The organism is Balneola vulgaris DSM 17893 (assembly GCF_000375465.1).
Taxonomy (GTDB): Bacteria; Bacteroidota; Rhodothermia; order Balneolales; family Balneolaceae; genus Balneola; species Balneola vulgaris.
The window spans coordinates 128,286-151,495 of sequence record NZ_AQXH01000003.1 but is presented as its reverse complement, the minus strand read 5'-3'; the positions used below and the strand labels follow the sequence as shown (position 1 = coordinate 151,495).

At 39.8% G+C, this 23,210-nt stretch carries 23 protein-coding genes; 6 read left to right on the top strand and 17 right to left on the bottom strand.

Features of this window, described 5'->3' with window-relative positions; all coding sequences use genetic code 11:
* The first annotated feature begins 45 nt into the window (after positions 1-45).
* Positions 46-3,045, top strand: coding sequence for a two-component regulator propeller domain-containing protein (locus B155_RS0109390; RefSeq protein ID WP_157464828.1), 3,000 nt, complete (start codon positions 46-48; stop codon positions 3,043-3,045).
* A 21-nt stretch (positions 3,046-3,066) separates the two neighbouring features.
* Here the strand turns inward: B155_RS0109390 and B155_RS0109385 are convergent, their stop codons facing one another.
* The 12 genes from B155_RS0109385 to B155_RS0109335 form a co-directional block, all read right to left on the bottom strand.
* Positions 3,067-3,828: an enoyl-CoA hydratase/isomerase family protein gene (locus B155_RS0109385; protein ID WP_018128015.1), complete on the bottom strand. Its 762-nt coding sequence runs from the start codon at positions 3,826-3,828 to the stop codon at positions 3,067-3,069.
* Between the two features lie 49 nt (positions 3,829-3,877).
* Complete coding sequence (gene paaZ, locus B155_RS0109380; RefSeq protein WP_018128014.1) at positions 3,878-5,917, bottom strand: phenylacetic acid degradation bifunctional protein PaaZ; 2,040 nt, start codon at positions 5,915-5,917, stop codon at positions 3,878-3,880.
* 131 nt (positions 5,918-6,048) lie between these two features.
* On the bottom strand, positions 6,049-6,549 hold the full coding sequence (locus B155_RS0109375; RefSeq protein ID WP_018128013.1) for a hypothetical protein: 501 nt from the start codon (positions 6,547-6,549) through the stop codon (positions 6,049-6,051).
* Entirely contained in the window at positions 6,549-6,929 is a 381-nt protein-coding gene (locus B155_RS0109370; protein ID WP_018128012.1) for a hypothetical protein, read from the bottom strand. The genes B155_RS0109375 and B155_RS0109370 overlap by 1 nt, the downstream gene beginning before the upstream one ends.
* Before the next feature lie 5 nt (positions 6,930-6,934).
* Positions 6,935-7,537, bottom strand: coding sequence for a gamma carbonic anhydrase family protein (locus tag B155_RS0109365; protein ID WP_018128011.1), 603 nt, complete (start codon positions 7,535-7,537; stop codon positions 6,935-6,937).
* A gap of 139 nt (positions 7,538-7,676) precedes the next feature.
* Positions 7,677-7,940: a four helix bundle protein gene (locus B155_RS13275; protein ID WP_018128010.1), complete on the bottom strand. Its 264-nt coding sequence runs from the start codon at positions 7,938-7,940 to the stop codon at positions 7,677-7,679.
* Between the two features lie 29 nt (positions 7,941-7,969).
* Positions 7,970-9,187 carry a 3-oxoadipyl-CoA thiolase gene (gene pcaF, locus B155_RS0109355; protein ID WP_018128009.1) on the bottom strand — a complete coding sequence of 406 codons (1,218 nt, stop codon included), beginning with the start codon at positions 9,185-9,187 and terminating at the stop codon, positions 7,970-7,972.
* Between the two features lie 39 nt (positions 9,188-9,226).
* Complete coding sequence (gene paaI / locus B155_RS0109350; RefSeq protein ID WP_018128008.1) at positions 9,227-9,637, bottom strand: hydroxyphenylacetyl-CoA thioesterase PaaI; 411 nt, start codon at positions 9,635-9,637, stop codon at positions 9,227-9,229.
* Complete coding sequence (locus B155_RS0109345; protein ID WP_018128007.1) at positions 9,630-10,802, bottom strand: 3-hydroxyacyl-CoA dehydrogenase NAD-binding domain-containing protein; 1,173 nt, start codon at positions 10,800-10,802, stop codon at positions 9,630-9,632. The genes paaI and B155_RS0109345 overlap by 8 nt, the downstream gene beginning before the upstream one ends.
* An 85-nt stretch (positions 10,803-10,887) precedes the next feature.
* Positions 10,888-11,094 (bottom strand): GDCCVxC domain-containing (seleno)protein, encoded by a 207-nt coding sequence (locus B155_RS14100; RefSeq protein ID WP_071594815.1) that lies wholly within the window; start codon positions 11,092-11,094, stop codon positions 10,888-10,890.
* 1 nt (position 11,095) lies between these two features.
* Positions 11,096-11,881, bottom strand: coding sequence for an enoyl-CoA hydratase-related protein (locus B155_RS0109340; protein ID WP_018128006.1), 786 nt, complete (start codon positions 11,879-11,881; stop codon positions 11,096-11,098).
* Positions 11,882-12,000: 119 nt separating this feature from the next.
* Complete coding sequence (locus B155_RS0109335) at positions 12,001-12,366, bottom strand: hypothetical protein (RefSeq protein WP_018128005.1); 366 nt, start codon at positions 12,364-12,366, stop codon at positions 12,001-12,003.
* Between the two features lie 200 nt (positions 12,367-12,566).
* Between B155_RS0109335 and B155_RS0109330 the strand changes: the two genes are divergently transcribed.
* Positions 12,567-13,592 carry a TolB-like 6-bladed beta-propeller domain-containing protein gene (locus B155_RS0109330; RefSeq protein ID WP_018128004.1) on the top strand — a complete coding sequence of 342 codons (1,026 nt, stop codon included), beginning with the start codon at positions 12,567-12,569 and terminating at the stop codon, positions 13,590-13,592.
* A 20-nt stretch (positions 13,593-13,612) separates the two neighbouring features.
* Here B155_RS0109330 and paaD read toward each other — a convergent pair whose 3' ends face one another.
* From paaD to paaA, 4 genes are all read right to left on the bottom strand, one after another.
* The gene (gene paaD, locus B155_RS0109325; protein ID WP_018128003.1) at positions 13,613-14,119 is read right to left on the bottom strand and encodes a 1,2-phenylacetyl-CoA epoxidase subunit PaaD; all 507 of its coding nucleotides are present in this window, start codon (positions 14,117-14,119) and stop codon (positions 13,613-13,615) included.
* A gap of 62 nt (positions 14,120-14,181) precedes the next feature.
* Complete coding sequence (paaC, locus tag B155_RS0109320; RefSeq protein WP_018128002.1) at positions 14,182-14,961, bottom strand: 1,2-phenylacetyl-CoA epoxidase subunit PaaC; 780 nt, start codon at positions 14,959-14,961, stop codon at positions 14,182-14,184.
* Entirely contained in the window at positions 14,958-15,257 is a 300-nt protein-coding gene (gene paaB, locus B155_RS0109315; RefSeq protein ID WP_018128001.1) for a 1,2-phenylacetyl-CoA epoxidase subunit PaaB, read from the bottom strand. Before paaB ends, paaC begins: the two co-directional genes overlap by 4 nt.
* Before the next feature lie 125 nt (positions 15,258-15,382).
* On the bottom strand, positions 15,383-16,327 hold the full coding sequence (gene paaA / locus B155_RS0109310; protein WP_018128000.1) for a 1,2-phenylacetyl-CoA epoxidase subunit PaaA: 945 nt from the start codon (positions 16,325-16,327) through the stop codon (positions 15,383-15,385).
* A 208-nt stretch (positions 16,328-16,535) separates the two neighbouring features.
* On the opposite strand from paaA, the gene B155_RS0109305 reads away from it, so the two are divergent.
* From B155_RS0109305 to B155_RS0109295, 3 genes are all read left to right on the top strand, one after another.
* Positions 16,536-18,338: a M61 family metallopeptidase gene (locus tag B155_RS0109305; protein ID WP_018127999.1), complete on the top strand. Its 1,803-nt coding sequence runs from the start codon at positions 16,536-16,538 to the stop codon at positions 18,336-18,338.
* A gap of 18 nt (positions 18,339-18,356) precedes the next feature.
* Entirely contained in the window at positions 18,357-19,721 is a 1,365-nt protein-coding gene (locus tag B155_RS0109300; RefSeq protein ID WP_018127998.1) for a M24 family metallopeptidase, read from the top strand.
* 303 nt (positions 19,722-20,024) lie between these two features.
* A complete protein-coding gene (locus B155_RS0109295; RefSeq protein WP_018127997.1) occupies positions 20,025-20,807 on the top strand; it encodes a CPBP family intramembrane glutamic endopeptidase in 783 nt (260 codons plus the stop codon).
* A gap of 60 nt (positions 20,808-20,867) precedes the next feature.
* On the opposite strand, the gene B155_RS0109290 is transcribed toward B155_RS0109295, so the two are convergent.
* Positions 20,868-21,299 carry a hotdog fold thioesterase gene (locus B155_RS0109290; RefSeq protein ID WP_018127996.1) on the bottom strand — a complete coding sequence of 144 codons (432 nt, stop codon included), beginning with the start codon at positions 21,297-21,299 and terminating at the stop codon, positions 20,868-20,870.
* A gap of 112 nt (positions 21,300-21,411) precedes the next feature.
* Between B155_RS0109290 and B155_RS0109285 the strand changes: the two genes are divergently transcribed.
* Complete coding sequence (locus B155_RS0109285; RefSeq protein WP_018127995.1) at positions 21,412-23,199, top strand: AMP-dependent synthetase/ligase; 1,788 nt, start codon at positions 21,412-21,414, stop codon at positions 23,197-23,199.
* Positions 23,200-23,210 lie beyond the last annotated feature (11 nt).

Below are 23,210 nucleotides of genomic sequence, written 5' to 3'. Positions count from 1 at the left end.
AAACGTTGGGGAAAAGAATATAAGGACAGAAAGATAGATCAATAAGTGTATAAAATAACTAGCTTTATTACGGGGATCATTTTATTCAATTCAATGATCTTGAATGCTCAGAAATATGATGTCAAAATATATTCTGTGAACCAAGGCTTGCCTGTAAATCAAGTTTTTGATGTAGAGTTTGATGAAGATGGATATATCTGGTTTGCTACCGCTTATGGTATGGTTCGTTCTGATGGCTCCAATTTCGAAAGTTTCGATAAAAGCTCGGGCCTAAAAGATGATTTCGTAAACGACCTATTAATTACGTCAGATAAAACACTTTGGCTGGCTACCACAGGAGGTGGGGTCGGTTATTTTGAAAATGATGGGGTGGTTTACCCTGAAGCATTAAAAGAATTATATGAATATCAGGTGTATTTCATTGCTGAAGCGCCCAATAAAGAGTTGTGGATTGGTACCAACGCTAATAAGCTGTTTAAGTGGAACACCCAATCAGAATCATTAGATACCGTAGCGATAAACTTTGAGTTAAATCTAGAACGTATTTGGGAGATTGAATTTACCGATGATGGCAATGTTTGGATAGGAGGGCAAGGCGGCGTGATTATCATGACTCCATCGGGCGAGGAATTAAAAAGCTATCGATATCTGGATCGCTATGATAATTATACGGCATACGAAATTTACCAAGCTCAGAATGGTGAAAAGTGGGTTTCTACTAATAAAGGGGTTCAAATTATTTACCCAGATTTATCTGCTGATTTAATTACTGAAGTTGATGGAATTGAGATTGGTTCTGTGTTCAGCATTACAGAAGATGAGAAAAATCGAAAATGGATTGGTAGAAGAAGGGCAGGAATACTAGTTCTAGATGAAAGCAGTCATTTCGAAATCACAAAAAAGAATGGATTGAGTGGGAATTTAATCTATCGATTTGTAAAAGATGACGACGGAACCCTTTGGGTAACTACAAATGGAAATGGTGTTACTGTATTTAAAAACACAATTTTTCAGATCTATGATGATGATAGCGCATATGGTTCGAATGAAGTATATGGCAGCCTAAAATCTAAAGATGGTAGCTTGTGGTTTGGGAATGAGTCTGCAATTACCAAACATGTGAATGGCACTTTTGTGAAATATGAGATTCCCAAAGAATTTACCACTGCAGAAATCTGGGATATTGAAGAATTACCGAATGGTAATAAACTACTCCTTTCCCCAGGAAACCCCATGCTAGAATTTGATGGGTCTACTTTTAAAGAATTCATATTTAATGAACCAATGCCCGATCGGTACATCAATGATATCTTTATTGATGACAATGGGGATATACTCTTAGGGGGCGAATTTGGTGTATTGAGGTACAATGGGCTTAGCTTTTCATCCACCTCTCTCTCAGATGAGTACTGGGAAACATACGTACATGGTATTACCAAAGATAGTAAAGGGAATTACTGGTTTGGCACCGATGTAGGTGTAGTACTATTTGATGGGGAATCGAGTATTCGATACGGCGAGGATAGTGGAATAAAAGGAAAAAGTGTATATGAAATAATAGAAGACGCTAAAGGGAATATCTGGTTTGGTACGAATAAAGGAATCTCAGTAAATAAAAAATCTTCCGAAACGGGTGTACCTGATGAGATATTCAGTTTTAAAACGGATGAAATGTATCTCTCTGAAACCATTTTCCTTCAATATGACAATAATGGAGGGCTATGGCAGGGCACGAATGGCGGTTTAAATTATTATGATTTAAATGATTATGAAGCTACTGGGAACTTTAATAGCTATCATTATCCCTTACAAGAGTTTGGAAAAGGTATTGAGTTTAATGGTGGTGCAAGTATTCTAGATGACTCTGGTAAACTATGGTTTGGTACTGCAAATCATGGAGTAATAGCTATTGAAGGGGCTTCGGCAGAAAAAATGAAAGCTGAATCACCAGAGGTATTCATTCGTGATGTTTTTGCAAACGGAAACTCACTATTGCAAAAGCTCGATAAAACTAGTTCTGAAGCAAATAAGGAAGCCTTAGATCATAATGAAAATAATATCCGCATCAATTTTAGTGGGGTAAACTTCAAAGATCCACATAGACTTCGTTATAAATATAGATTACGCGGATTAGAGGAAAACTGGGTAGAAGGCTTCAATATGAATGAAGTGAACTATAACAACCTAAAACATGGAAGTTATACTTTTGAAGTGATGTCGAGGGCACCAAACTCTGATTGGAATATAAATCCCGCTACGTATTCTTTTGAAATAGGGAAACCGTTCTGGATGAAAACATGGTTCTTCGGCTTAGTAGGATTAATGTTTATGGGATCGATAACGGCCTACACTAAATTGCGTTTAAGTTTCTTAGAGAAAAATAAGCTGCAATCGTTAGTGGAAAAGCAAACAGAGAGCTTACAACAAGCATTATCTGAAAAAGAAGTGCTTATAAAAGAAATTCATCACCGAGTGAAGAATAACTTAGCGGTAATTTCTGGACTATTAGAAATGCAGAGTTGGTCGGTTACTGAAGGTGAATCGAAGAGTGCCCTTGATGAATCGAAATTACGCGTGGCTGCAATGGCAAAAGTGCACGAGAGCCTTTATCAAAATGATGATCTAGCACGTATTGATTTCGCGAAGTTCTTGGACGATTTATTAGCAGGAATCGTATCAACTTTAAATACGGGTGCAAAGGATATTAAAGTTGAAACCATTGCAGAATCTACTCAGATGAGTATCAATACAGCAATTCCGAGTGGTTTAATTGTGAATGAATTGGTTACTAATAGTTTTAAACATGCTTTTGCAAATCGAGACTCCGGACTAATTAGAATCACTTTTAAGGAAGATGATAAGAACCAATACCTATCGGTTTACGATAACGGCGTTGGCGCTGGAGATGATGTAATGGAGCGCAAGAAAAGCTCGTTGGGAATCAGTCTGATTAGCTCATTAGCCAATCAAATTAAAGCAACTGTAAGGTTCACAAATGGAGAGGGATCGCTATTTGAAATAACGATCCCTAGAGAAGAAAATTAATACAGTACGAAGCCAGATATATTACTTGGCTTTAAACTTTTTGATGAAGTTTTTAGTGTAATCTGATAACACTAAGCGGCCACTTACTTCAGCTCGTGTTTCTAATAAATCATCCCATTCTTCAGTACCTTTCCAAAGTACCATTTTAAGCTCTTGCATTGCTTCAGGACTACTTTTCGCTAACTGTTCCGCTAGAGAATTAACGGCGTTGTCTAATTCTTCAGTAGTGTCAAATTCTTGGTTAAATAATCCTCTATTGGTGGCCCATGAAGAATCATACCAAGTAGTTGCATCTACAGCCATAGCTGAGAAGGCTGAACAGCCAATAGCTCGTTCTACGGCAGGCCCTACAACAAAGGGTCCGATACCTAAAGCTAGTTCGCTAAGTTTAACTGATGCACCTTTTTTGGCAAAGGTGTAATCACCTGCTGATGCAATACCCACTCCACCACCTACGGTTTTTCCATGAACTCGCACGATGATCAATTTTGGGCAGGTTCGCATAGCATTTAATACCAATGCAAAACCCATAAAGAAGTTTTTACCTGTGTCGAAATCTTTGATGGCAATGAGTTCATCAAATGATGCACCCGCACAAAAAGCGCCTTCCCCTGAGCTTTTCAGGATGATAACTCGAATGTCATCATTCTTACCGGCTTCGGTAATGGTTTGGGCTAGTTTACGAAGGATAGCTCCCGGCAATGAGTTTCCCTTAGGGTGAGAAAACTCAATAGTTCCGATATGATTGTTAATCGACAGTTCTACATTTCCATTCGCTGACATATAAATTCCTTTTCAGACTTAAATTTTTGTTCAGTTTCTTGTTTCAGTATTAAACCAAATCAATGTCTAGTTTGTTCTTTCTTTTAACCAGTGTAAGAATCGTATACTCGGCCACTAGAACCTCATCTTGATTCTTCACTTCCACATCCCAGAATACTACACCAAATGGGAAGAGATCGCCTTCACGTTGCTGGCGCACTGTTTTTCTTTTCACTACCAATTTTGTTTGAATGGTATCACCAGGGTACACAGGAGCTAAAAAGGCAAGATTTTCCAAGCCATAGTTTAATAGAACTGGGCCTTCATCTGGATGAACAAACTGCCCAGCTGCCGCTGATAATACGAAGTAGCCATGAGCAACAATCTTACCAAATAGTGAACGCGAAGCCGCATCAGGATCGGTATGTGCATAGAAGTGATCGCCTGATAGGTTGGCAAAGTCTTCTACATCTTGATCTTTAACTTGTCGCTTGTCGGAAAGTAATGAATGCCCAACTTCCAGCTCTTCAAAGTACATTTGGAATGGGTGCTTAGGCGCTTCTTTTGTTTCAGCACCTTTCACATATTGCTTAACAATATTCATGAGTGTTGTTGGTGAGCCTTGCAGAGCAATACGTTGCATATTATGTAGTACGGCGCGTGCCCCACCAAGCTCCTCGCCACCACCAGCTCGGCCAGGACCACCATGAACCATATGCGGCATTGGAGAACCATGCCCCGTCGATTCGCCTGCTGAATCTTTGTTGATGACCATAAATCGGCCGTGGTAAGGAGCACAACCTAATGTGATTTCTGCAGCAATTTCGTCATCTGCTGTAAACAGGGATGCCACGAGCGAACCATCCGCTTTATTGGTAAGCTCGATAGCTTCATCTACTGAATCGTATGGCATGATAGTCGTCATAGGACCAAACGCTTCAATTCTATGTACACCTTCAACCGTCATTGGTTGGTGGCATACAAGAACTCTAGGGTGGGTGTATGAGTCTTTTGATTCTCCATTACTGAGTATAGTTTCAGTAACTTCTGCTAATTCTTCTAATTGCTCATCAAAGCGCTGTGCCTGTAAACTGGAAGCAAGTGGCCCCATTCTAATTCCTTCTTCTGTTGGGTCGCCTACCGTAGTTCTAGATAAAAACTTCTTTAAGGCTTCAGCAACATCTTCTACTCGCTCGCGTGGGACGATAGTTCTACGAATAGCCGTACATTTTTGCCCAGTTTTAACGGTCATTTCCATACCCACTTCCTTCACAAAGAGTTTAAACTCTTCCATGTCAGGGGTAACATCAGGACCTAAGATACAAGCGTTAAGGGAATCGGCTTCAAGGTTAAATTGAACACTGTTCTCAACAATATTCGGATGTGCTTTTAGCTTTTTCCCTGTTGAAGCTGACCCAGTAAAAGAAACAGAGTCTTGGCTTCCCAAATGATCTAATAGATCGCCCGGTACATTAGCAGCAACAAACTGCACACTACCTTCGGGTAGAATTCCTGATGCGACAATGTCTTTGAAGACTGCGTATGCAAGGTATGAACCCACTGGGGAAGGCTTCACGATACAAGGAAGTCCAGCCATGATTGCAGGAGCTAATTTCTCCACCATACCCCATACTGGGAAGTTAAAAGCATTGATATGAACCGCTACACCTTTTTTAGGAACACAAATGTGTTGCCCAACGAAAGTACCGCCTCTAGAAAGTCGTTCAGTACCACCTTCAACATGAAAAGGCAAATCCGACAGTTCTCTACGAGCCTTACTAGAGAGCACAAACATAGAACCAAAGCCACCTTCAATATCAATCCATGAATCTTTTCGAGTAGCCCCGGTATGTGATGAAAGCTTATAATAATCTTCTTTTCGCTCCATCAAATAAGCAGCTAAAAACTTAATCTTAAAGGCTCTTTGATGTATGCTGAGCTCACGTAAAGCAGGTCCACCCACAGTTCGTGCATACTCAACGGCTGCTTTATAATCGATGTCTGATTCAACTAATTGTGCAATAGGTTTTTCGTTAATCGCACTAATTAAATCGGTTTCTTTCCCTTCCGTTAGCCATTCACCTTTTATAAAGCTTTGTACTTTCATCATTTAAATTTGATTTCCTGTTTTATTGAAATACTACTTCAGTTTAATCGTGTAGTGCGATCCTGAAGCACTATAGAATATATCACAACACGGGCATAGTTGTGAAGTGGTAAGTTGAATTGATACAACAAATATCAGCTTTTTACACGACTCTTAGTTTCAATATTGCCCGAGTCATTAGTCGTAGGTTCATCTATACTTATTTGTCCTGAAGTTTGGTGTGTATCTTGGTGTTGAAGCTCATCATAAGACTTTTGAAAGGCTTTCATTAACTCCATGTAGTTATTGGATTCTTTAAAATTAGCCTGAACTTTTCTGCTTTCATAGCTTTCATTTTTGGAGCATTTTATCATCTGATAAAATTCAAATTGTAGTAAAATCCCATCTTCATCTTCTACATACACCATCCCATTTTCATCTACTGATTTAAAGGTAAATGAAGCACGAGCATAGATGTTATCCATGGAATTATTACCCTTCATATATTTAAGATAATCTACAGACTTAGCCTTCGAGTATCCTATGGCTTTAGCAACATTCCAGCAGTAGATTTTATCTCCTTCTCGCCAATGTAAAATATCAGGATAATATGTGTGAGGAGGTTTTCCAGCTTTCTTCGATTTTAAAAATCCCATTAATTTTCATCTAATAATTTAGGTTTATCTGAAGCCTCAAGTTCATTGTATGCTTTCTGAAATGTTTTCATCAATTCCATATACCCTTGTGAATTATCGATATCACATTCAATCTTTCGATTTAGTAAGCTAATGTTGGTAGCTTTTTTGATGAATTTTTTAAATAAGACCTTATAAAGTTGACCTGTTTCTTTGTCCATTACGATTATAAGGCCATCATCTGTAATTGCTTTAAATAAATAAAGCCTGTTCACATTACCCACTTCTATAGCAGACAGTAAAGAGAAGAAACCAGAGATATTTACATTTCTAGCTTCTATTTCATCACCTTCTTTCCAATGAAGTATATCGGGATGTAGTTTATGTGGAGGTACAGCCATAAAATCTATTCAGTGTTTTTTTGTGTACCCCAAGTCGAATAGTCAACTTGCTGGTCTTTTCGGTTTGCGGGGACTTCGCGTAATGGTTCACATTCCTTCAATGTCTCGTGAAGTTCTTTTGGCAGTCTTTGATACCACCCTGTTCCTTCTGTTTTCCATTTCAGCATTTCATCAGAAACATCTTTCACAATTTTAGCTGGATTGCCAACCACCACTTTACGATCCGGTATCTCAGTGCCTTCTTTCACAAAAGACAAGGCTCCTACTATACAGCCTTTGCCAATATGTACATTGTCCATGATAACAGCATTCATCCCAATGAGGCAATTTTCACCGAGGTGAGCTCCATGGATAATGGCTCCATGGCCAACATGGGCACCTTTTTCTAGGGTTACTGTAACACCGGGGAACATATGGATGGTGCAATTTTCTTGCACATTACATCCATCCTCAATCACGATTTTGCCCCAGTCTCCTCGAATAGCAGCACCAGGTCCGATGTACACATCTTTACCGATAATCACATTTCCTGTAACAGCCGCTAGTGGATGCACATAGGCACTTTTATGAATAACGGGTTTATATCCTTTGTATGAGTAAATAGCCATTCGGCTTAGTGTTTGAGATTATGTTATTGAGTAATTAAGTGGATTTCTTAGCTTTTTTGAGATATTGAACATATCCATTTAATATTTTTAGGCATTCAAGAATTTGATCATTCAAATCTTGAAATTGCTCAGCGGTAATTTAGCCTTCGTCTTTAGCACACATCAAGTGTTCAAGAGTTTCATAAAGTGAGCCGCGCGCAATTCGACAAAACTGAATGTTTTCTTGATAATGAAACCTTCCATAACCTTCTGCTATGTTAGCAGGAATTGATCTTGAAGATCTAACAATCTGATCCTTCAATCTAAATTTTTCATCAGCAGGAAATGATTTTACTAAATCAGAAATAGCAATTCGTAATTGCCGTGCAGATTCCCAAGATTCTAATTCAGATAGTTTATACATATTAGAAACTCAGTAACATAATCACTTAATTAACTTACCTTCTCTAAAACTACAGCCATTCCTTGGCCAACGCCAACGCATAAAGTACACAATGCATACTTAGCGTTATCACGTTCATGAAGTTCAATAGAAGCCGTTTGTAATAGTCGAGCGCCAGTCATACCTAATGGATGACCAATTGCAATTGCACCACCATTTGGGTTTACTCGGGCATCAGTATCTGAGAGACCTAACTTTCTAGTTACCCCAAGAGATTGCCCCGCAAATGCTTCGTTTAACTCAATTACATCCATGTCATCTAAACTCAATCCAGATCTTTCAAGAACTTTTTGGGTAGCTTCAACAGGACCTAAGCCCATTATACGAGGTTCAATTCCAGATACAGCTGAGCCTACAATTCGAGTGAGCGGCTTTAAGTTGTACTTTTCAACAGCGTCATCAGAAGCTACAAGAAGTGCTGCGGCGCCATCATTAAGTCCAGAGGCATTACCTGCGGTAACACTTCCATCTTTTTTGAAAGCAGGACGTAAGTTGCCCAGAATTTCAGCAGTAGTACTTGGGCGCATGAATTCGTCTTGATCAAAGATGATGGGGTCTTTTTTCCTTTGTGGGATTTCAACGGCAATGATTTCTTTAGCTAGTCGGCCCGAATCACGAGCAACCCCTGCTTTTTGTTGACTCCAAGCTGCAAACTTATCCTGATCTTCTCGGGAAATTTGATGCATTTCAACCACATTTTCTGCAGTCATACCCATGCCATCAGTGCCATACATTTCATGCATTTTAGGATTTACGAACCTCCATCCAAAGGTTGAGTCATGCATTTCTGAAGTACCAGAGTATGGAGTAGAACCTTTCCCAAGTACGATTGGGCCTCGCGTCATATGCTCCATACCACCCGTAATAAACAGATCCCCTTCACCAGCTTTAATGGCATGAAAAGCACGAACCGTTGCACTCATCCCAGAGGCACATAAACGGTTAACGGTTTCGCCTGGTACGGATGTGGGAAGGCCTGCTAATAATGCGGCCATACGAGCCACATTCCTGTTGTCTTCCCCAGCCTGATTGGCACAGCCTAAAATCACGTCTTCAATGGCTGTTGGATCGATTTCAGGATTACGGTTCAAAAGCTCTTTGATCGGAATGGCAGCCAAGTCATCAGCACGTACACCCGAAAGGCTACCTTTTAGTTTCCCAATTGCGGTTCTAATTCCATCAACGATATAAGCGTTTCTTGAAGACATAGATTATTCAGTTAGTAGAGTGAAAATTTGATTGTTGAGTTATTTGCCACTATTTGTTCTGTAAACGGTACCTCTAAACTCGGCTACCAATTCATTTCGTTGATTGGTTATCCGAACCGAATACACGCCAATAGTTCGTCCATTTTGAAGTTCTTCCGTAGTAGCCGTTAAGGTATCACCAACCTCAACTTTTTTGGTATAGTTGATATTGTTCTCTAAAGCGAGAGAAACATGATGCCTAGAGTTTGAAGCAAAAGCTAAAGCACTATCCGCAAAGGAGTAAGTGATTCCGCCATGACATACCCCAAATCCATTCGCCATTTCTTTACGAATGGTCATTTCTAGTTCAACAAAGCCCGGCTCTTGCTTCAAAATTTGGATGCCCATCCATTGCGAAAATGGGTCGTTGTCGATCATTTGTTGAACGATATCAGCATGAGTGTTAGGCATAAAAGCTTTCTCCGTTCTTAGCCATGCGTTTTAATAGCGGGTTAGGGCGGTAACGGTCTTCCAAATACATTTCGTAAAGATCATTCATTCTTTTCAGGATTGCATCCAAGCCTGTTTCTTCAGCCCATTGTAATAATCCCTTCGGGTAGTTTACCCCATTCTGCATCGCGAGGTCTACATCTTCTGCGCTTCCGATATTCATAAACACAGCGTCAAATGCTTCGTTCATTAGCATCGCTGTGATTCGGTCTACAATTACTGCACCTAAGTTCTGATCGGTGTTTGGTTCAGGGTTTAAGGAATCTTCACCATAATTGTAGAAGCCTTTCCCGGTTTTTCTTCCAAGCCAGCCTGCTTCAACCAATCGCTTTTGTGTGAAAGAAGGCTTAAAACGAGGATCATAATAAAATTCACGGAATACGGAACTAGTTACTTCATAATTCACATCGTGGCCAATCAAATCCATTAATTCGAATGGTCCCATTCTAAAGCCACCAATTTCTTTCATCGCCCAATCAATAGTAGGAACATCGGCGATGCCTTCTTCAAGGATCCGTATAGCTTCAGAATAAAATGGGCGAGCTACTCGGTTTACGATAAAACCAGGAGTATCTTTCGCAATCACGGTAACTTTACCCCAGCCTGCTATAAAGGCTTTTACTTGCTCAGCTAAGCCAGTATCTGTGGCAACACTTGGAATAATTTCAACAAGCTTCATAAGGGGAGCAGGGTTGAAAAAATGAATCCCTAAGAAACGGCCTGGTTTTTTTAATGCCGACGAAATAGAGGCTATTGAAAGGGAAGAGGTGTTAGAAGCAAGTACGCAATCTTTAGGAACTATTGCTTCGAGACGTTGAAAAGCATCTTTCTTAATGTCGATGTTTTCAATAATGGCTTCGATAACCAGTGAACATGAACCAAACTTTGTTAAATCATCAACGAAGTGAATGCGGTTTAAAATACCATCCACTTTCTCTTGCGTCATGCGTCCTTTTTCAACTTGGCGATTTAAGATTTTTTCTAAGCCAGCTTTAGCTTTAGGTAGTTGCTCGGCATAGGCATCATATAAGTAAACAGTATGCCCATTTGTTGCGGCTACTTGTGCAATTCCGGCGCCCATGGTTCCGGCTCCGATAATACCAATAACTGATTCGCTGTTGAACATAAGAACTTTTAAAATGTTTAGAATTGAAGGTTCTATTTAAGATAAGGAATATGAAAGGGAATGCAGGGTAAAATCCTGCATCAATTTAAGTACAGCAATCTCCATTTTGAATGGGTGGACATGCATGCTCGGCATAGGAACAGAAAACACAGCAATCGCCTTGCTTGGGCTTAATAAGCTCGAAACAATGCGGGCACTCCCAAAAATATAAACAACGATCTGTGGGCATCGTTTCAGTGCTATCCATCGAACATTTTGGGCAGCATATGATCGTTTCTGTAATTAATTTCATCTTATTTGCCGGTAAAGGTGGGCTTTCGTTTTTCTAAGAAGGCCTGAACCCCTTCGTTGTAATCGTGCGTTGAACCCGCTTCAGCTTGTAAATCTGCCTCAAGGTTTAATTGTTGCTCAAGGTTATTACTGAAACCGGCGTTAAATCCTTTTTTTGTTAAACCGAATCCACGCGTTGGCATAGCGGCAAAACGTTCGCATAAAGTGATGGCTTCATCCAGCAGTGAATCGGCTGGTACTGCTTTATATATCATACCCATTTCAACTGCTTCTGGTGCTTTAACTGGGCGACCCGTAAAGGTGAGTTCAGTAGCACGAGCTAAACCAATAAGGCGAGGTAGAATGTACGTTCCACCACTATCCGGAATTAAGCCAATATTAGAAAACGACTGAATGAACTTAGCTTCTTCAGAAGCAATTACCATATCACAAGCTAAAGCGATGTTAGCACCTGCACCCGCAGCAGTCCCGTTAACAGCACAGATTACAGGCATTTCAAGTTCGCGAATCGCTTTAATGATGGGATTGTATGTATGATGAACCACTTCACTTAATTCACGATTGGGGTCTTTTGAAATCTCTGTTACTTCTTGAAGATCTTGTCCCGCACAAAAAGCACGACCATTTGCTGTAAGTAAAACACTACGAATCTCATCATTACTGGCAGCTACTTGAAAGGCAGCTTGTACTTCTTCAGCCATCGCATAGTTAAAACTATTTAGTACATCTGGACGGTTGAGTGTAATTCGGAGTACTGAATTAGTTAGTTCTTTTGCTATAAAGCTCATGAAAACAATAATTTAATTAATTGATTTAAAAGGAGTAAACGGCCTTTGAATCTAGCATCTATTCAAAGAACATGCAGAAAAAAGTAACCGAGGAAGCAGAAGTTATTTGGGGAATGAAGTTAAAACTTCACGGCAAAAGGCTTAGATCGAAGTAAATAGGTATTCTGTATATAAGATTGATAGGAACTTACATTTGGCGACTCAAACTTTCGAATATCAAAGGGTGGGAGTGCATTGAATTCATCTACAGCAGAACGGTACTTAAGACCTTGTAAGAGAAAGCCAACACTTTTTAATGCTGTGGAAGATTTGCGTTGAAGAAGTGTCGCAGAATCAAATTGAACTAGTTGAACAGGAGCGGCTTGATAGCTAAATGTTAAGGGCTGCTCTTGTGATTGGGTGGAAGTTAGATTGGCACTTTGAGCTATTGCATGCAAAGGAAGTGTAAGTAAGAATAGACTAAACACTATAGGAAGTAACTTCATGATTATAAGAATTCATGTTTTCGTATCTGATTTTTAAATAAACAATAATTCGTGAAGAAGTAAATGTACCTGAAGCAATAAAAGTGTTAACGATTTTGTTTTATCTAACAATATTATATACTTAGATTAAATTCTATAAATAAAATAGCGTAAGCCTCCGGTTGTGCACGCCATGGAATTGAGCTGAATAATGAGTCATTATGAATAAGGGATTTTTATCAATTATTTATGTCTTCGTAATCTTTTCTCGAAGTTGGTATCCACTCGGAGAAGCAAGCGAGTCGCTTTTTAACCCAAACCACATTGTAGTTTTAGAAGAGGATAGGATTCTAGTAAATGATCCTGTTGATAATGTATACCCGATTCGCAGTATAAATTTCACTTTAGATGAAGAGGTTGCTCATTTAAGAGAAGGAAGAGGTCCGGGAGAAGTAAGCCCAATGTTCTATAAGCGATTTACCAAATTCTCGAATGGGGACCTACTAATTTGGGATGCTGGACTAAGCCGGATTGGTGTTTTTACCGCGAACTTAACGCATAAAAGGGATCTAACTTGGAATACATTCGAGGCTAAGATCTATCAGGCTGCACTAATTAATGACTCTACTCTCGTCACCATAGACTATTCTGAAAACTTTTTAAAAGCCTGGCGAATTAATAAAACGGGATTCAGTGAATCTGATTTATTATGGCAGCATTCTTTGAGTAAGTCACCTGAACTAAAAGCTCTATCGAATCCATTAATGCTTCAAACGTTACTCTTTGCAAATGATGGAGAAAGACTTTTAATAGCATTTAAATATTCATCCTTGATCATAAATGTGACTGAAGCTGGGGTTCATTATTTAACTGATGGACCGGAGGGTATTCCCATCCCTAATCCACAGATAAAAGGAGGCTTTAGTTTACCTGATATAAATATACATCCAGTCGGCGCCATAGACATTTCGGTTGGTGAGGATTACATCTACGTTGTTTTTAGTGGGAGAATAGTATCAAAGTCGGAATTACAGGAATATGCCTCCGATATTGATTTACTACTCGAACAAGTTGAGCATGCGAATCGATTGTGGGTGTTTGATAAATCCAATGGTGACTTTGTTAAAGAAGTGAATCTGCCTAAGTCTGCAAAGTCGTTTCAAATAATAGGAAGGAAAGCATATTTACTTAATACCCTTGAAGATTATCCAAAGATTACAAAGTATCAATTACCTGATGACTTGTAATTTCATGGCATGAGATAATCTTAGATACACTTAAAGTGTTCAAATGGTTGATGACAGCCATTGCAGAAGTATTGGGCTTTGCAGGCTGTTGAACCAAATTGGCTTTGCAATTCCGTTTCAAAAGAGTCGCAATAAGGACAGGGCACAATCTTCGTGCTACTTAAGCTCGTAAGGAAGTCGTCGTCGTTGGTAGATTTTTCTGGAGGAGCAATGCCATAATCTTTTAGCTTGGCTTTGGCCTCTTCCGTCATCCAGTCGGTAGTCCATGCTTCAGAGTAATCTAAAATCACCTCAAAATTTGGTACCGATTTATCGTGAAGCTTATCCCGTACCGATTGCTCTATGGCGTTCATGGCAGGGCAGCCAGAATAAGTAGGGGTAATTTTAACGATAACTTTTTCGTCTACAATCTCAACACTGCGAGCGATGCCCATCTCAATGATATTGAGAACAGGTATTTCAGGATCATTAACCTCGGTTAAATACTCCCAAATTTGGTCTTCAGTATGTAAGACGGTTTCTGACATAAAGTATTTAGTAGTTTGAGTGAATAAAAAAGCTCTTCTAATGGAAGAGCTTCTCTTTACACTTATTTCCAAACAGCATCAGGATGTGAGCGACGCAAGAACTGCATTTGAGCCAACATATGTCCTAAATGCTCGGTATGCATTCCATTACGGCTTCCACTCATCATAAACTGTTCCCAATCAGGTATTGTTAAGGTCGCCTCAGTAAGGGTTTCCTCAACAAGCTTCTTCCACTCATCCTTGAACGTAGAAGTGTCAACGGCATTGCCTTCTTTGATGATGGTTTCATCTACTTCGTCCATGTAGAATAATTCCCCTACATACATCCAAAGTTCATCCATTGCATCTTGCATACGCTTGTGGCTTTCTTCAGTGCCATCACCCAAACGAAGTACCCAATCACGCGAATGACGTAAATGGTATTTAATTTCTTTGAGGTGTTTATTCATCATTCCATTCAACTGCTCATCCTTCACATCTTTTAGTGCAGTGTATTGGAAGTAGCTAAACGAGCTAAATAGGAATAGTCGAGCTATGGTAAAGGCAAAGTCGCCATTAGGCAGTTCACACAACTGAAGATTGGTAAACTCATCGTCATCTCTGAAGTAAGCAAAATGATCTTCATCATGCCCTTTGTCTTCAACATCGGCCGCATGTGAATAAAGTGCAGCGGCATGGCCAATTAAATCTAAAGAGATATTAGCTAATGCTAGATCTTCCTCTAGAACAGGACCATGTCCACACCACTCAGACATACGTTGACCTAATATAAGTCGGTCGTCGGCCAAGCGAAGTAGGTACTTTAAATAAGCGTCTTTTTTTGTCAAGCTATCTGTACTCATGATCTCTTTTTAACGGCTCTTGGTACACTATAAAATTGTGGGTGGCGGTACGGCTTATCAGAAGCGGGGTCAAAAAATGGGCCCATATCTTCGGGCGTCGAAGCCGTGATCTGATCAGAAGGAACAACCCAAATTCCGATTCCTTCATTACGACGAGCATAAACGTCGCGAGCGTTTTGAAGTGCGTTTTCGGCATCTGCAGCGTGTAAACTGCCAGCATGTTCGTAAGGTTTGCCGTTCTTAGGTTGATAAAAAACCTCCCACAGAGGCCATTCTTTTTCGTTCGTTTCAGACATTATAATTTTTTGTTAGTTGATGGATTGAGCCAGACTTCAATACAACAGCTCAAAAAAGGAGCTAAATGAAATCCATTCATGGTTGAATGACCTATTCCATTTAGCTTATTAATTCGTTCGTTAAACTAGGATGCTTTTTCTTGGGCTAGTTTCTTCTTGCGAGCATAGGCTGTAGCTGCTTCGCGAACCCATTGGCCATTTTCATGTGCATTACGACGAGCCTTGATGCGCTCACGGTTCATTACGCCATTTCCTTTCACTACATCCCAGAATTCATCCCAAGGAATTTCACCAAATTCCCAGTGTCCAGTTTCTTCGTTGAATTTGAGATCTGGATCGGGTAAGGTAAGTCCTACGGCTTCAGCCTCCATTACCATGCGGTCAACAAAGTGTTGGCGCAATTCATCATTGGTATTGAGCTTTACTTGCCATTTAATGAGTTCAGCACTGTTCGGAGATTCTGAATCATTAGGACCAAACATCATCAAAGTTGGCCACCATAATCTGTTTACAGCTTCTTGTACCATTTTGCGCTGTGCAGGAGTTCCACTAGCTAATTTAGCTACCATCTCGTAACCCTGCTTTTTGTGGAAACTTTCTTCCTTACAAATTCTGAGATTTGCACGAGCATATGGTCCGTAAGAAGAATGTGCTAATTTAGTTTGGTTCACAATCGCAGCGCCATCTACAAGCCATCCGATTACACAAACATCCGCATAGCTTAAAGTAGGATAGTTGAAAATACTTGAGTATTTCGCGCTTCCATATAAATATTGATCGATTAGCTCATCACGGCTAATACCTAAGGTTTCAGTAGCGCTGTAAAGGTATAAACCATGGCCAGCTTCGTCTTGAACCTTAGCAAGTAGTACGAGCTTACGTTTTAAGGAAGGAGCTCTAGCAATCCAGTTCCCTTCAGGAAGCATACCCACAATTTCTGAATGTGCATGCTGGCTTGCCATACGGATTAATTGCTTGCGATAACGCTCAGGCATCCAATCTTTTGGTTCAATTTTTTCGCCCGCATCTATACGAGCTTGAAATGCATCTAATTGCTCTTGTGTTTCCATAGTCATAAAATTCTTTATTTATCTAATCAACAGCATACCGATTAGAATAATTCATAATATATATTTTTTGAGGGTAAAAATCTTATCCCTCATTGGCCTCTATAATCATGGTGAGGCCCTTTTAAAAAGCTTTACAAGGCTTTATCGCCAATGCTTGCACCAATGGTGAAAGCTCCCCATCTTCACAGCCTAACTTAAAATAAGGTCCATGAACAGAATTAACATCTATCTCAGTGTATTATTGGCTTTGCTTACTACATTTTCAGTAGCTGCCCAAACTCCAATTAAGTATGAAATATCGTTTGAAAATGCGGTACATCATGAAGCTGAAATTTCGATCACCTTCCCAAATCTTGAAAATAAGGTGCTTCAGGTAAGAATGAGTAGAACCTCACCGGGGCGTTATGCATTACATGAATTTGCCAAGAATGTATACAACGTACGAGCTACCGATAGTGAAGGGAACGAGTTAGTGGTAACACGCCCTAACCCACACCAGTGGAATGTGAGTGGCCATGATGGCATCGTAAACTTTTCTTACACCCTATATGCAAATAGAGGCGGTGGTACCTATACCGGCATTGATGAGACACATGCTCATTTAAATATGCCAGCTACTTTCGCATGGGCTAGAGAGTATGAGCATAGACCCATAGAAATCACCTTCAATAAAAGAGATGATTTGAACTGGAAAATAGCTACTCAGTTAAAGCATTTAAAGGGGAATACTTATTACGCCCCTGATTTCCAATACTTCTTGGATAGCCCCACTGAAATCGCTGACCTACATTTCAGAAATGAGAAGGTTGACGGACAGAATATTCGTTTAGCCTTACATACACCAGCAACTGATGCGGAAGTAGATGAATACTTCAGTAAGGTAATGGCCATTGTTAAAGAACAGGCAAGGGTGTTCAACGAAATGCCAAACTTCGATTATGGAGAGTACACTTTCCTTTCTTGCTATGTACCAAATGCTAGCGGCGATGGTATGGAACACCGAAACTCTACCTATGTTGTTAGTTCAAAGCCCAAAGATAGGCCACTAGGCGAAACTAGTATTGGCACTATTTCTCATGAGTTTTTCCATGCTTGGAATGTGGAGCGTATTAGACCAGCATCGCTCGAACCCTTCGATTTCGAAGAAGCCAACATGAGTGGTGAGCTTTGGTTTGCGGAAGGGTTTACCAGCTACTACACCAACTATATCTTAGCTCGTGCAGGTATTAGAACGGCTGAGCAGTATGTTGAAGGCCTAGATGGTGGACTTAATTATGTGATCAATTCACCGGGACGTCAATATCATAATCCTATTGAGATGAGTTACCAAGCGCCATTTGTTGATGCGGCTCGCTCTGTAGACCCAGTGAACAGATCAAATACGTTTATCTCCTATTACACTTATGGAAGTGTACTTGGTTTAGGCCTAGATTTATCTCTTCGTGGAATGGATAAGGGGCTAACGTTAGATGGCTTCATGCAGCATGTATGGAAAAACTATGGTAAGCCTGAAGTGCCATATGCTGTACGAGATTTACAAGAAGCTCTTGCTCAATATGCTGGTGAAGACTTTGCGAATCAGTATTTTGAAAACTACATCTTTGATAGCAATCTGCCCGATTACAAAGCATTGCTAAATGATTTTGGGGTTACACTCGAACTGGCTGAGCCAGGGAAGGCTAGCTTAGGAGGTACGATCAGAAAACAAGGTGGCCAATGGAGGCTTACCGGAAATGCAACCGTAGGCAGCCCAATTTATGAAGCGGGTATTGAGTCGGAAGATGTTTTCGTAAGTATTGCAGGAAAAAATTTAGACGACGTAAAGAGTGTAGACGAAATTCTGAAGAATTATAAACCGGGCGATAAAATCGAAGTCGTGATCAACCGATGGGGCGATGAACTCAAGAAAACCGTTACACTTGAGGAATCAAATCGCTTGATGACAACATTAAATGCCAATGCTACTCCGGCTCAAAAAGCCAGAAGAAACGCTTGGTTATCAGGGAATTAACAAAAGGGGTAAATACACATGAAAACATCTATGAAAACATTTTACACACTGCTATTAATGCTGTTCGTAGCAGCGCCATTAGCTCAAGCTCAGAATAGTGATCTTGAAGTCTTGCCAATGCGAGAACGCGCAAGAGTTATTGATGAACTATTAGAAGACCGCATTAAAACTGTATTGCCTGATTTGATGCGAAGAACAGGCATTGATATGTGGGTTGTGGTTTCACGAGAGTATAACGAAGATCCTGTAATTGAAACGTTGCTCCCAGCTACTTGGCTTGCAGCTCGACGAAGAACCATCCTAGTGATGTACGATAGAGGTGGAGAGCAAGGTATCGAGACTTTAGCTGTAGCACGTTACGATGTAGGTACGACCTTTAAAAAAGCATGGGATAAAGAACAGCAACCGGACCAATGGAAACGATTAGCTGAAATCATTGAAGAAAGAGACCCTAAAAAGATTGGTGTAAACCAAAGTAAGCATTGGGGACTTGCCGATGGTATTGTAGCTACCGATTTAGAAGAAATGAAAGCGGCCATCGGTAAAAAGTATGCGAACCGTGTGGTATCGGCTGAAAAACTTGCTGTGGGTTGGTTAGAAACACGCTCTGAAAAAGAGATGGCCATCTATCCACATATAGTTCGTATTGCTCATGAAATTATAGCGGATGGATTTTCAGACAAAGTGATTCAGCCCGGCGTTACAACTACTGAAGACTTAGTTTGGTGGTACAGAGAACGTATTCGTGAGCTAAAACTCATTACTTGGTTTCACCCAAGTGTTTCCATTCAACGTGCCGATCCAGAGTCTTTTGATCACCTGAGATCTTTCTCAAGTAGACCCGAAAATAATGTGATTATGCCTGGAGATTTACTTCATGTTGATTTCGGAATCAAGTACTTGCGTTTGAATACAGATACCCAGCAGCATGCCTATGTACTTCGCCCAACGGAAACAAAAGTACCAGATTATCTCAAGAAGGCATTTGATAATGGAAATCGCTTACAAGACATCTTTACCAATAACTTCAAAGAAGGAAGAACAGGAAATGAAGTGCTTAAATTGTCGCGTGAGCAAGCTATTGCGGAAGGGATAAAGCCATCTATCTATACTCACCCTATTGGGTTTCATGGCCACGCGGCAGGAACAACATTGGGAATGTGGGATGCACAAGGTGGCGTTCCAGGAAGTGGTGAATACCCGCTTCACCTAAATACAGCTTATTCCATTGAGTTAAATGCTGCAACCTATATCGAAGAGTGGGGTAAAGAAATTCGAATTATGCTCGAAGAAGACGCTTACTTCGATAAATCTGGAGTTTGGTATATCGATGGTCGCCAAAAAGAAATTATGACCATCCCTCGAGTTCCTGCTACTCAATAACCAACGAAAGTAATGATTTATAACCATCGGACGGATTGGCCGTTCGATGGTTAATCAACAGTGCCTACTTACTTCCTTTCTACAATCGCTGAGGTGCATTTAGAAACACACAAGCTTGCCTCTTTCATCCTCAATTTTGGTTTCCCAAACTTGAATCTTTTTACCCTGATGAATCGGAGTTGCGGTTCCGCGAAACAATATTCTGCACCTTTTTTTAGCGGTATATTCGAAATTGAACTTTGTTAATCCTTAGCGAAGAGATTTTAATTGGTACTTATGACTTATTCATAAGTATCTTTTTTTATGAAAAAATTTAAAGCAGTCACATTATATATTTCTTTGTTTTTGGGGGCATTATATGTTGGTGAGCGGCTTGAAGATTCATTTGCCTTGATAAGTGATTCAGTAATAAAAAATGAATTGACGTATAATATTATCATTAAGACTATTATATGTGCGATATTTCTTTTTATAGGTAAACGTCTGAAATTGATGAAATTTAATGGGCTAACTAAGGAGATATTTAAGTTTTATCCGATATTCCAAGTTCTAGCATTATATGCTCTCGTGTATTCAATTAAAGCCCACACTTTTCAAATTGAATCCGTTGTACTGTTTTTATTTTTTGTCTCCACACTTTGTACAGGATTTGCTGAAGAACTATGTTTTAGAGGTGTTTTGTTGCCGACATTTATTAAGTCATTTTCAGACAGTGAGAATGTAATTCTAAAAAGTGTAGTGATAGTAGCTTTAATATTTGGTGTGCTACATTTCGGAAACTTAATAAAGTATCCAGAGAACATATTAGGTGTAACCACTCAGGTGATTGCTGCGATTTGCGTAAGCTTTTTATTTTCGGCAATCTTACTTAAATCAAGAAGTATTGTAGTTGCCGGAGTCACTCATGGATTAATAAATTTCACATTTAGTGGGCGTTTTCTATCAGAGAGTCAAAAAAACACTGGTGATATTAGTATGAATCTAAATTCAGTAGTAACTACGTCTATATTTTTTGGAATAATATTATTTATATCAATTGTGATGATTAAAAAAGTGAACAGACAAAGTGTATTGAACTCTCTGTAACTGCTGACTTTATAACCATCGGACGGATTGGCCGTTCGATGGTTAATAAACAGTGCCTACTTACTTCCTTTCTACAATCGCTAAAGTGCATTTAGAAACACACACAAGCTTGCCTCTTTCATCCTCAATTCTGGTTTCCCAAACTTGAATCTTTTTGCCCTGATGAATCGGGGTTGCGGTTCCTCGAACCATCCCACCTTCTTTTACCGATCGAATATGGTTGGCATTAATCTCCACTCCAACCGCTGTTTTAGAATCCTCATCTAAAGAAAACCAAGCTCCTACAGAAGCTAGTGTTTCAGCTAAAACCACTGAAGCTCCGCCGTGTAAAATTCGAAATGGCTGAACCGTATTTTCATTCACTGGCATCGTAGCAACAAGCTTATCCCGCTGAATAACTTCAAACTCTATCCCAAGTGCATGCCCCATATGAGTACCCATCTTATGAAAGTATAAATCAGCTTTTGGTTTTAGCGACTCTTCGATGATCATAAAAAATAATTTGATTAACAGTGTTAAGTTTGTACAATAAGTACATGAAATACTTTTAAATGTACGCCGAAAGTGTTACTTACCAAAAGACAAGAACACGATTTGGAAGATTATGGAATATACACCCACTACCATATTAAAAACTGTTGATGAAGGCCTGAAAAAGCGCAAATCAAACGTTTATGCTGGAGTTAAAAGAAACGGCCAATGGATTGAAACATCCGTAGATGATTTCATGAAACAGGTTAAACTTCTCGCCTTAGGGTTACACCAACTTGGTGTAAAGAAGGGAGATAAAGTTTCTATTCATGCCGAAAACAGTACGGAATGGTTAATTGTAGATTTAGCTGTGCTTTCGTTAGGGGCAGCCTTAGTTCCCATCTATACCACCCAGCCCGGTGATCAAATCAAATACATATTAGAGAATTCGGAAGCGGTTGTACATTTTGTATCCAACGATGAGGTTTTCGCTGAGACCAAGCCTCTTATCAAAAGTATTGATACCGTTAAGGCAGTAGTATCCATATTAGGTAGTAAACATCAAAAGCTGCGCACCTTTGAAGATTTAAAACAAAACGGTGCAACCCTTGATCAAGAAAAGCCAGGACTTTATGAGGAATTGAAAAATCAGGTTCAGCCCGATGATATAGCTACGCTTATTTATACCTCAGGAACTACAGGGGTGCCGAAAGGAGTAGTTCTGACACATGATAACATTGCGGGTAATGCGCGTGCTTCATTCGAGATATTTCCATTTAAACCTGATGAGATAGACGATCCAAAAATATTGTCCTATTTACCTTTGGCACATATGTTCGAACGCACAGCTTCATATATCTATGCCTTTGGGGGTGTGCCTGTTTATTACATCGAAGACATTGAGCAAATACGGGAGGACTTTCAAACCATTAAGCCAGTGTATTTTGTAACAGTACCTCGATTACTCGAAAAAATTGTGACGGGTATAAAGGTTAAAGGACAAGAGCTAAGTGGACTTAAAAAGAGATTGTATTATTGGGCGGTTAATTTGGCGGAGAATTATGATCCTGAGAACCCTCCACCATCTTTAAAATATAAGCTAGCCGATAAAGTGGTTTATTCTAAGATCCGCGAACTATTTGGAGGTCGGTTGATAGGCGTAAATGTAGGTGGAGCGGCGCTTTCACCAAATATAGCTCGCTTTGTGAATGGAATTGGGGTGTATTGTGGCCTTGGTTATGGTCTTACAGAAACCTCACCTGTACTAACAGGCCCACCAGTAGGTGAGTTACGCATTGGCTCTTCAGGTAAAGCATTGCCATGTGTTCAGATAAAGATTGCTGAAGATGGCGAGATCCTTGCTAAAGGTCCTAATATCATGAAAGGGTATTACAAAATGCCTGAAAAAACTCAAGAAGTGTTTAATGAAGATGGATGGTTTTGCACGGGAGATATAGGACATCTAGATGAGGATGGTTGGTTATTTGTAACGGATCGTAAGAAATCGTTATTCAAACTAAGCACAGGTAAATATGTGGCTCCTCAACCTATCGAAAATGCTTTGGTAAATAGTGGGTTTATCGAACAAGCCGTGGTTGTAGGGAGTGAGCATAAGTTTTGTGGGGCCCTAATCGTACCGAATTGGGATAACATGAAAAAACGATTTGAAACCTCTGGACATGAATTCCCAACAGAGAATATCACAGAGAATGAGTTCGTGTTAAAACGCATTCAGAAAGAAGTAGATAAAGTAAACGAGGACCGCTCAAAGTGGGAGAAGATCAAAAGATTTACCCTCTTGAAAGATCAGTTTACTATCGATAAAGGAGAGATCACTCCAACGCTTAAAGTGAAGCGAAATGTGATTAATAAAAATTATAAAGAGATCATCGATAGCATGTACGCCGATGAAGTAACATAAAATACCTATTC

Excerpts from the sequence above, each read along its gene's own strand:
- B155_RS0109385 (WP_018128015.1), bottom strand. The coding sequence starts at position 3,828 with ATGTCAGCGAATGGAAATGTAGAACTGTCGATTAACAATCATATCGGA.
- paaZ (WP_018128014.1), bottom strand. The coding sequence starts at position 5,917 with ATGATGAAAGTACAAAGCTTTATAAAAGGTGAATGGCTAACGGAAGGG.
- B155_RS0109375 (WP_018128013.1), bottom strand. The coding sequence starts at position 6,549 with ATGGGATTTTTAAAATCGAAGAAAGCTGGAAAACCTCCTCACACATAT.
- B155_RS0109370 (WP_018128012.1), bottom strand. The coding sequence starts at position 6,929 with ATGGCTGTACCTCCACATAAACTACATCCCGATATACTTCATTGGAAA.
- B155_RS0109365 (WP_018128011.1), bottom strand. The coding sequence starts at position 7,537 with ATGGCTATTTACTCATACAAAGGATATAAACCCGTTATTCATAAAAGT.
- B155_RS13275 (WP_018128010.1), bottom strand. The coding sequence starts at position 7,940 with ATGTATAAACTATCTGAATTAGAATCTTGGGAATCTGCACGGCAATTA.
- pcaF (WP_018128009.1), bottom strand. The coding sequence starts at position 9,187 with ATGTCTTCAAGAAACGCTTATATCGTTGATGGAATTAGAACCGCAATT.
- paaI (WP_018128008.1), bottom strand. The coding sequence starts at position 9,637 with ATGCCTAACACTCATGCTGATATCGTTCAACAAATGATCGACAACGAC.
- B155_RS0109345 (WP_018128007.1), bottom strand. The coding sequence starts at position 10,802 with ATGTTCAACAGCGAATCAGTTATTGGTATTATCGGAGCCGGAACCATG.
- B155_RS14100 (WP_071594815.1), bottom strand. The coding sequence starts at position 11,094 with ATGAAATTAATTACAGAAACGATCATATGCTGCCCAAAATGTTCGATG.
- B155_RS0109340 (WP_018128006.1), bottom strand. The coding sequence starts at position 11,881 with ATGAGCTTTATAGCAAAAGAACTAACTAATTCAGTACTCCGAATTACA.
- B155_RS0109335 (WP_018128005.1), bottom strand. The coding sequence starts at position 12,366 with ATGAAGTTACTTCCTATAGTGTTTAGTCTATTCTTACTTACACTTCCT.
- B155_RS0109330 (WP_018128004.1), top strand. The coding sequence starts at position 12,567 with ATGAATAAGGGATTTTTATCAATTATTTATGTCTTCGTAATCTTTTCT.
- paaD (WP_018128003.1), bottom strand. The coding sequence starts at position 14,119 with ATGTCAGAAACCGTCTTACATACTGAAGACCAAATTTGGGAGTATTTA.
- paaC (WP_018128002.1), bottom strand. The coding sequence starts at position 14,961 with ATGAGTACAGATAGCTTGACAAAAAAAGACGCTTATTTAAAGTACCTA.
- paaB (WP_018128001.1), bottom strand. The coding sequence starts at position 15,257 with ATGTCTGAAACGAACGAAAAAGAATGGCCTCTGTGGGAGGTTTTTTAT.
- paaA (WP_018128000.1), bottom strand. The coding sequence starts at position 16,327 with ATGGAAACACAAGAGCAATTAGATGCATTTCAAGCTCGTATAGATGCG.
- B155_RS0109305 (WP_018127999.1), top strand. The coding sequence starts at position 16,536 with ATGAACAGAATTAACATCTATCTCAGTGTATTATTGGCTTTGCTTACT.
- B155_RS0109300 (WP_018127998.1), top strand. The coding sequence starts at position 18,357 with ATGAAAACATCTATGAAAACATTTTACACACTGCTATTAATGCTGTTC.
- B155_RS0109295 (WP_018127997.1), top strand. The coding sequence starts at position 20,025 with ATGAAAAAATTTAAAGCAGTCACATTATATATTTCTTTGTTTTTGGGG.
- B155_RS0109290 (WP_018127996.1), bottom strand. The coding sequence starts at position 21,299 with ATGATCATCGAAGAGTCGCTAAAACCAAAAGCTGATTTATACTTTCAT.
- B155_RS0109285 (WP_018127995.1), top strand. The coding sequence starts at position 21,412 with ATGGAATATACACCCACTACCATATTAAAAACTGTTGATGAAGGCCTG.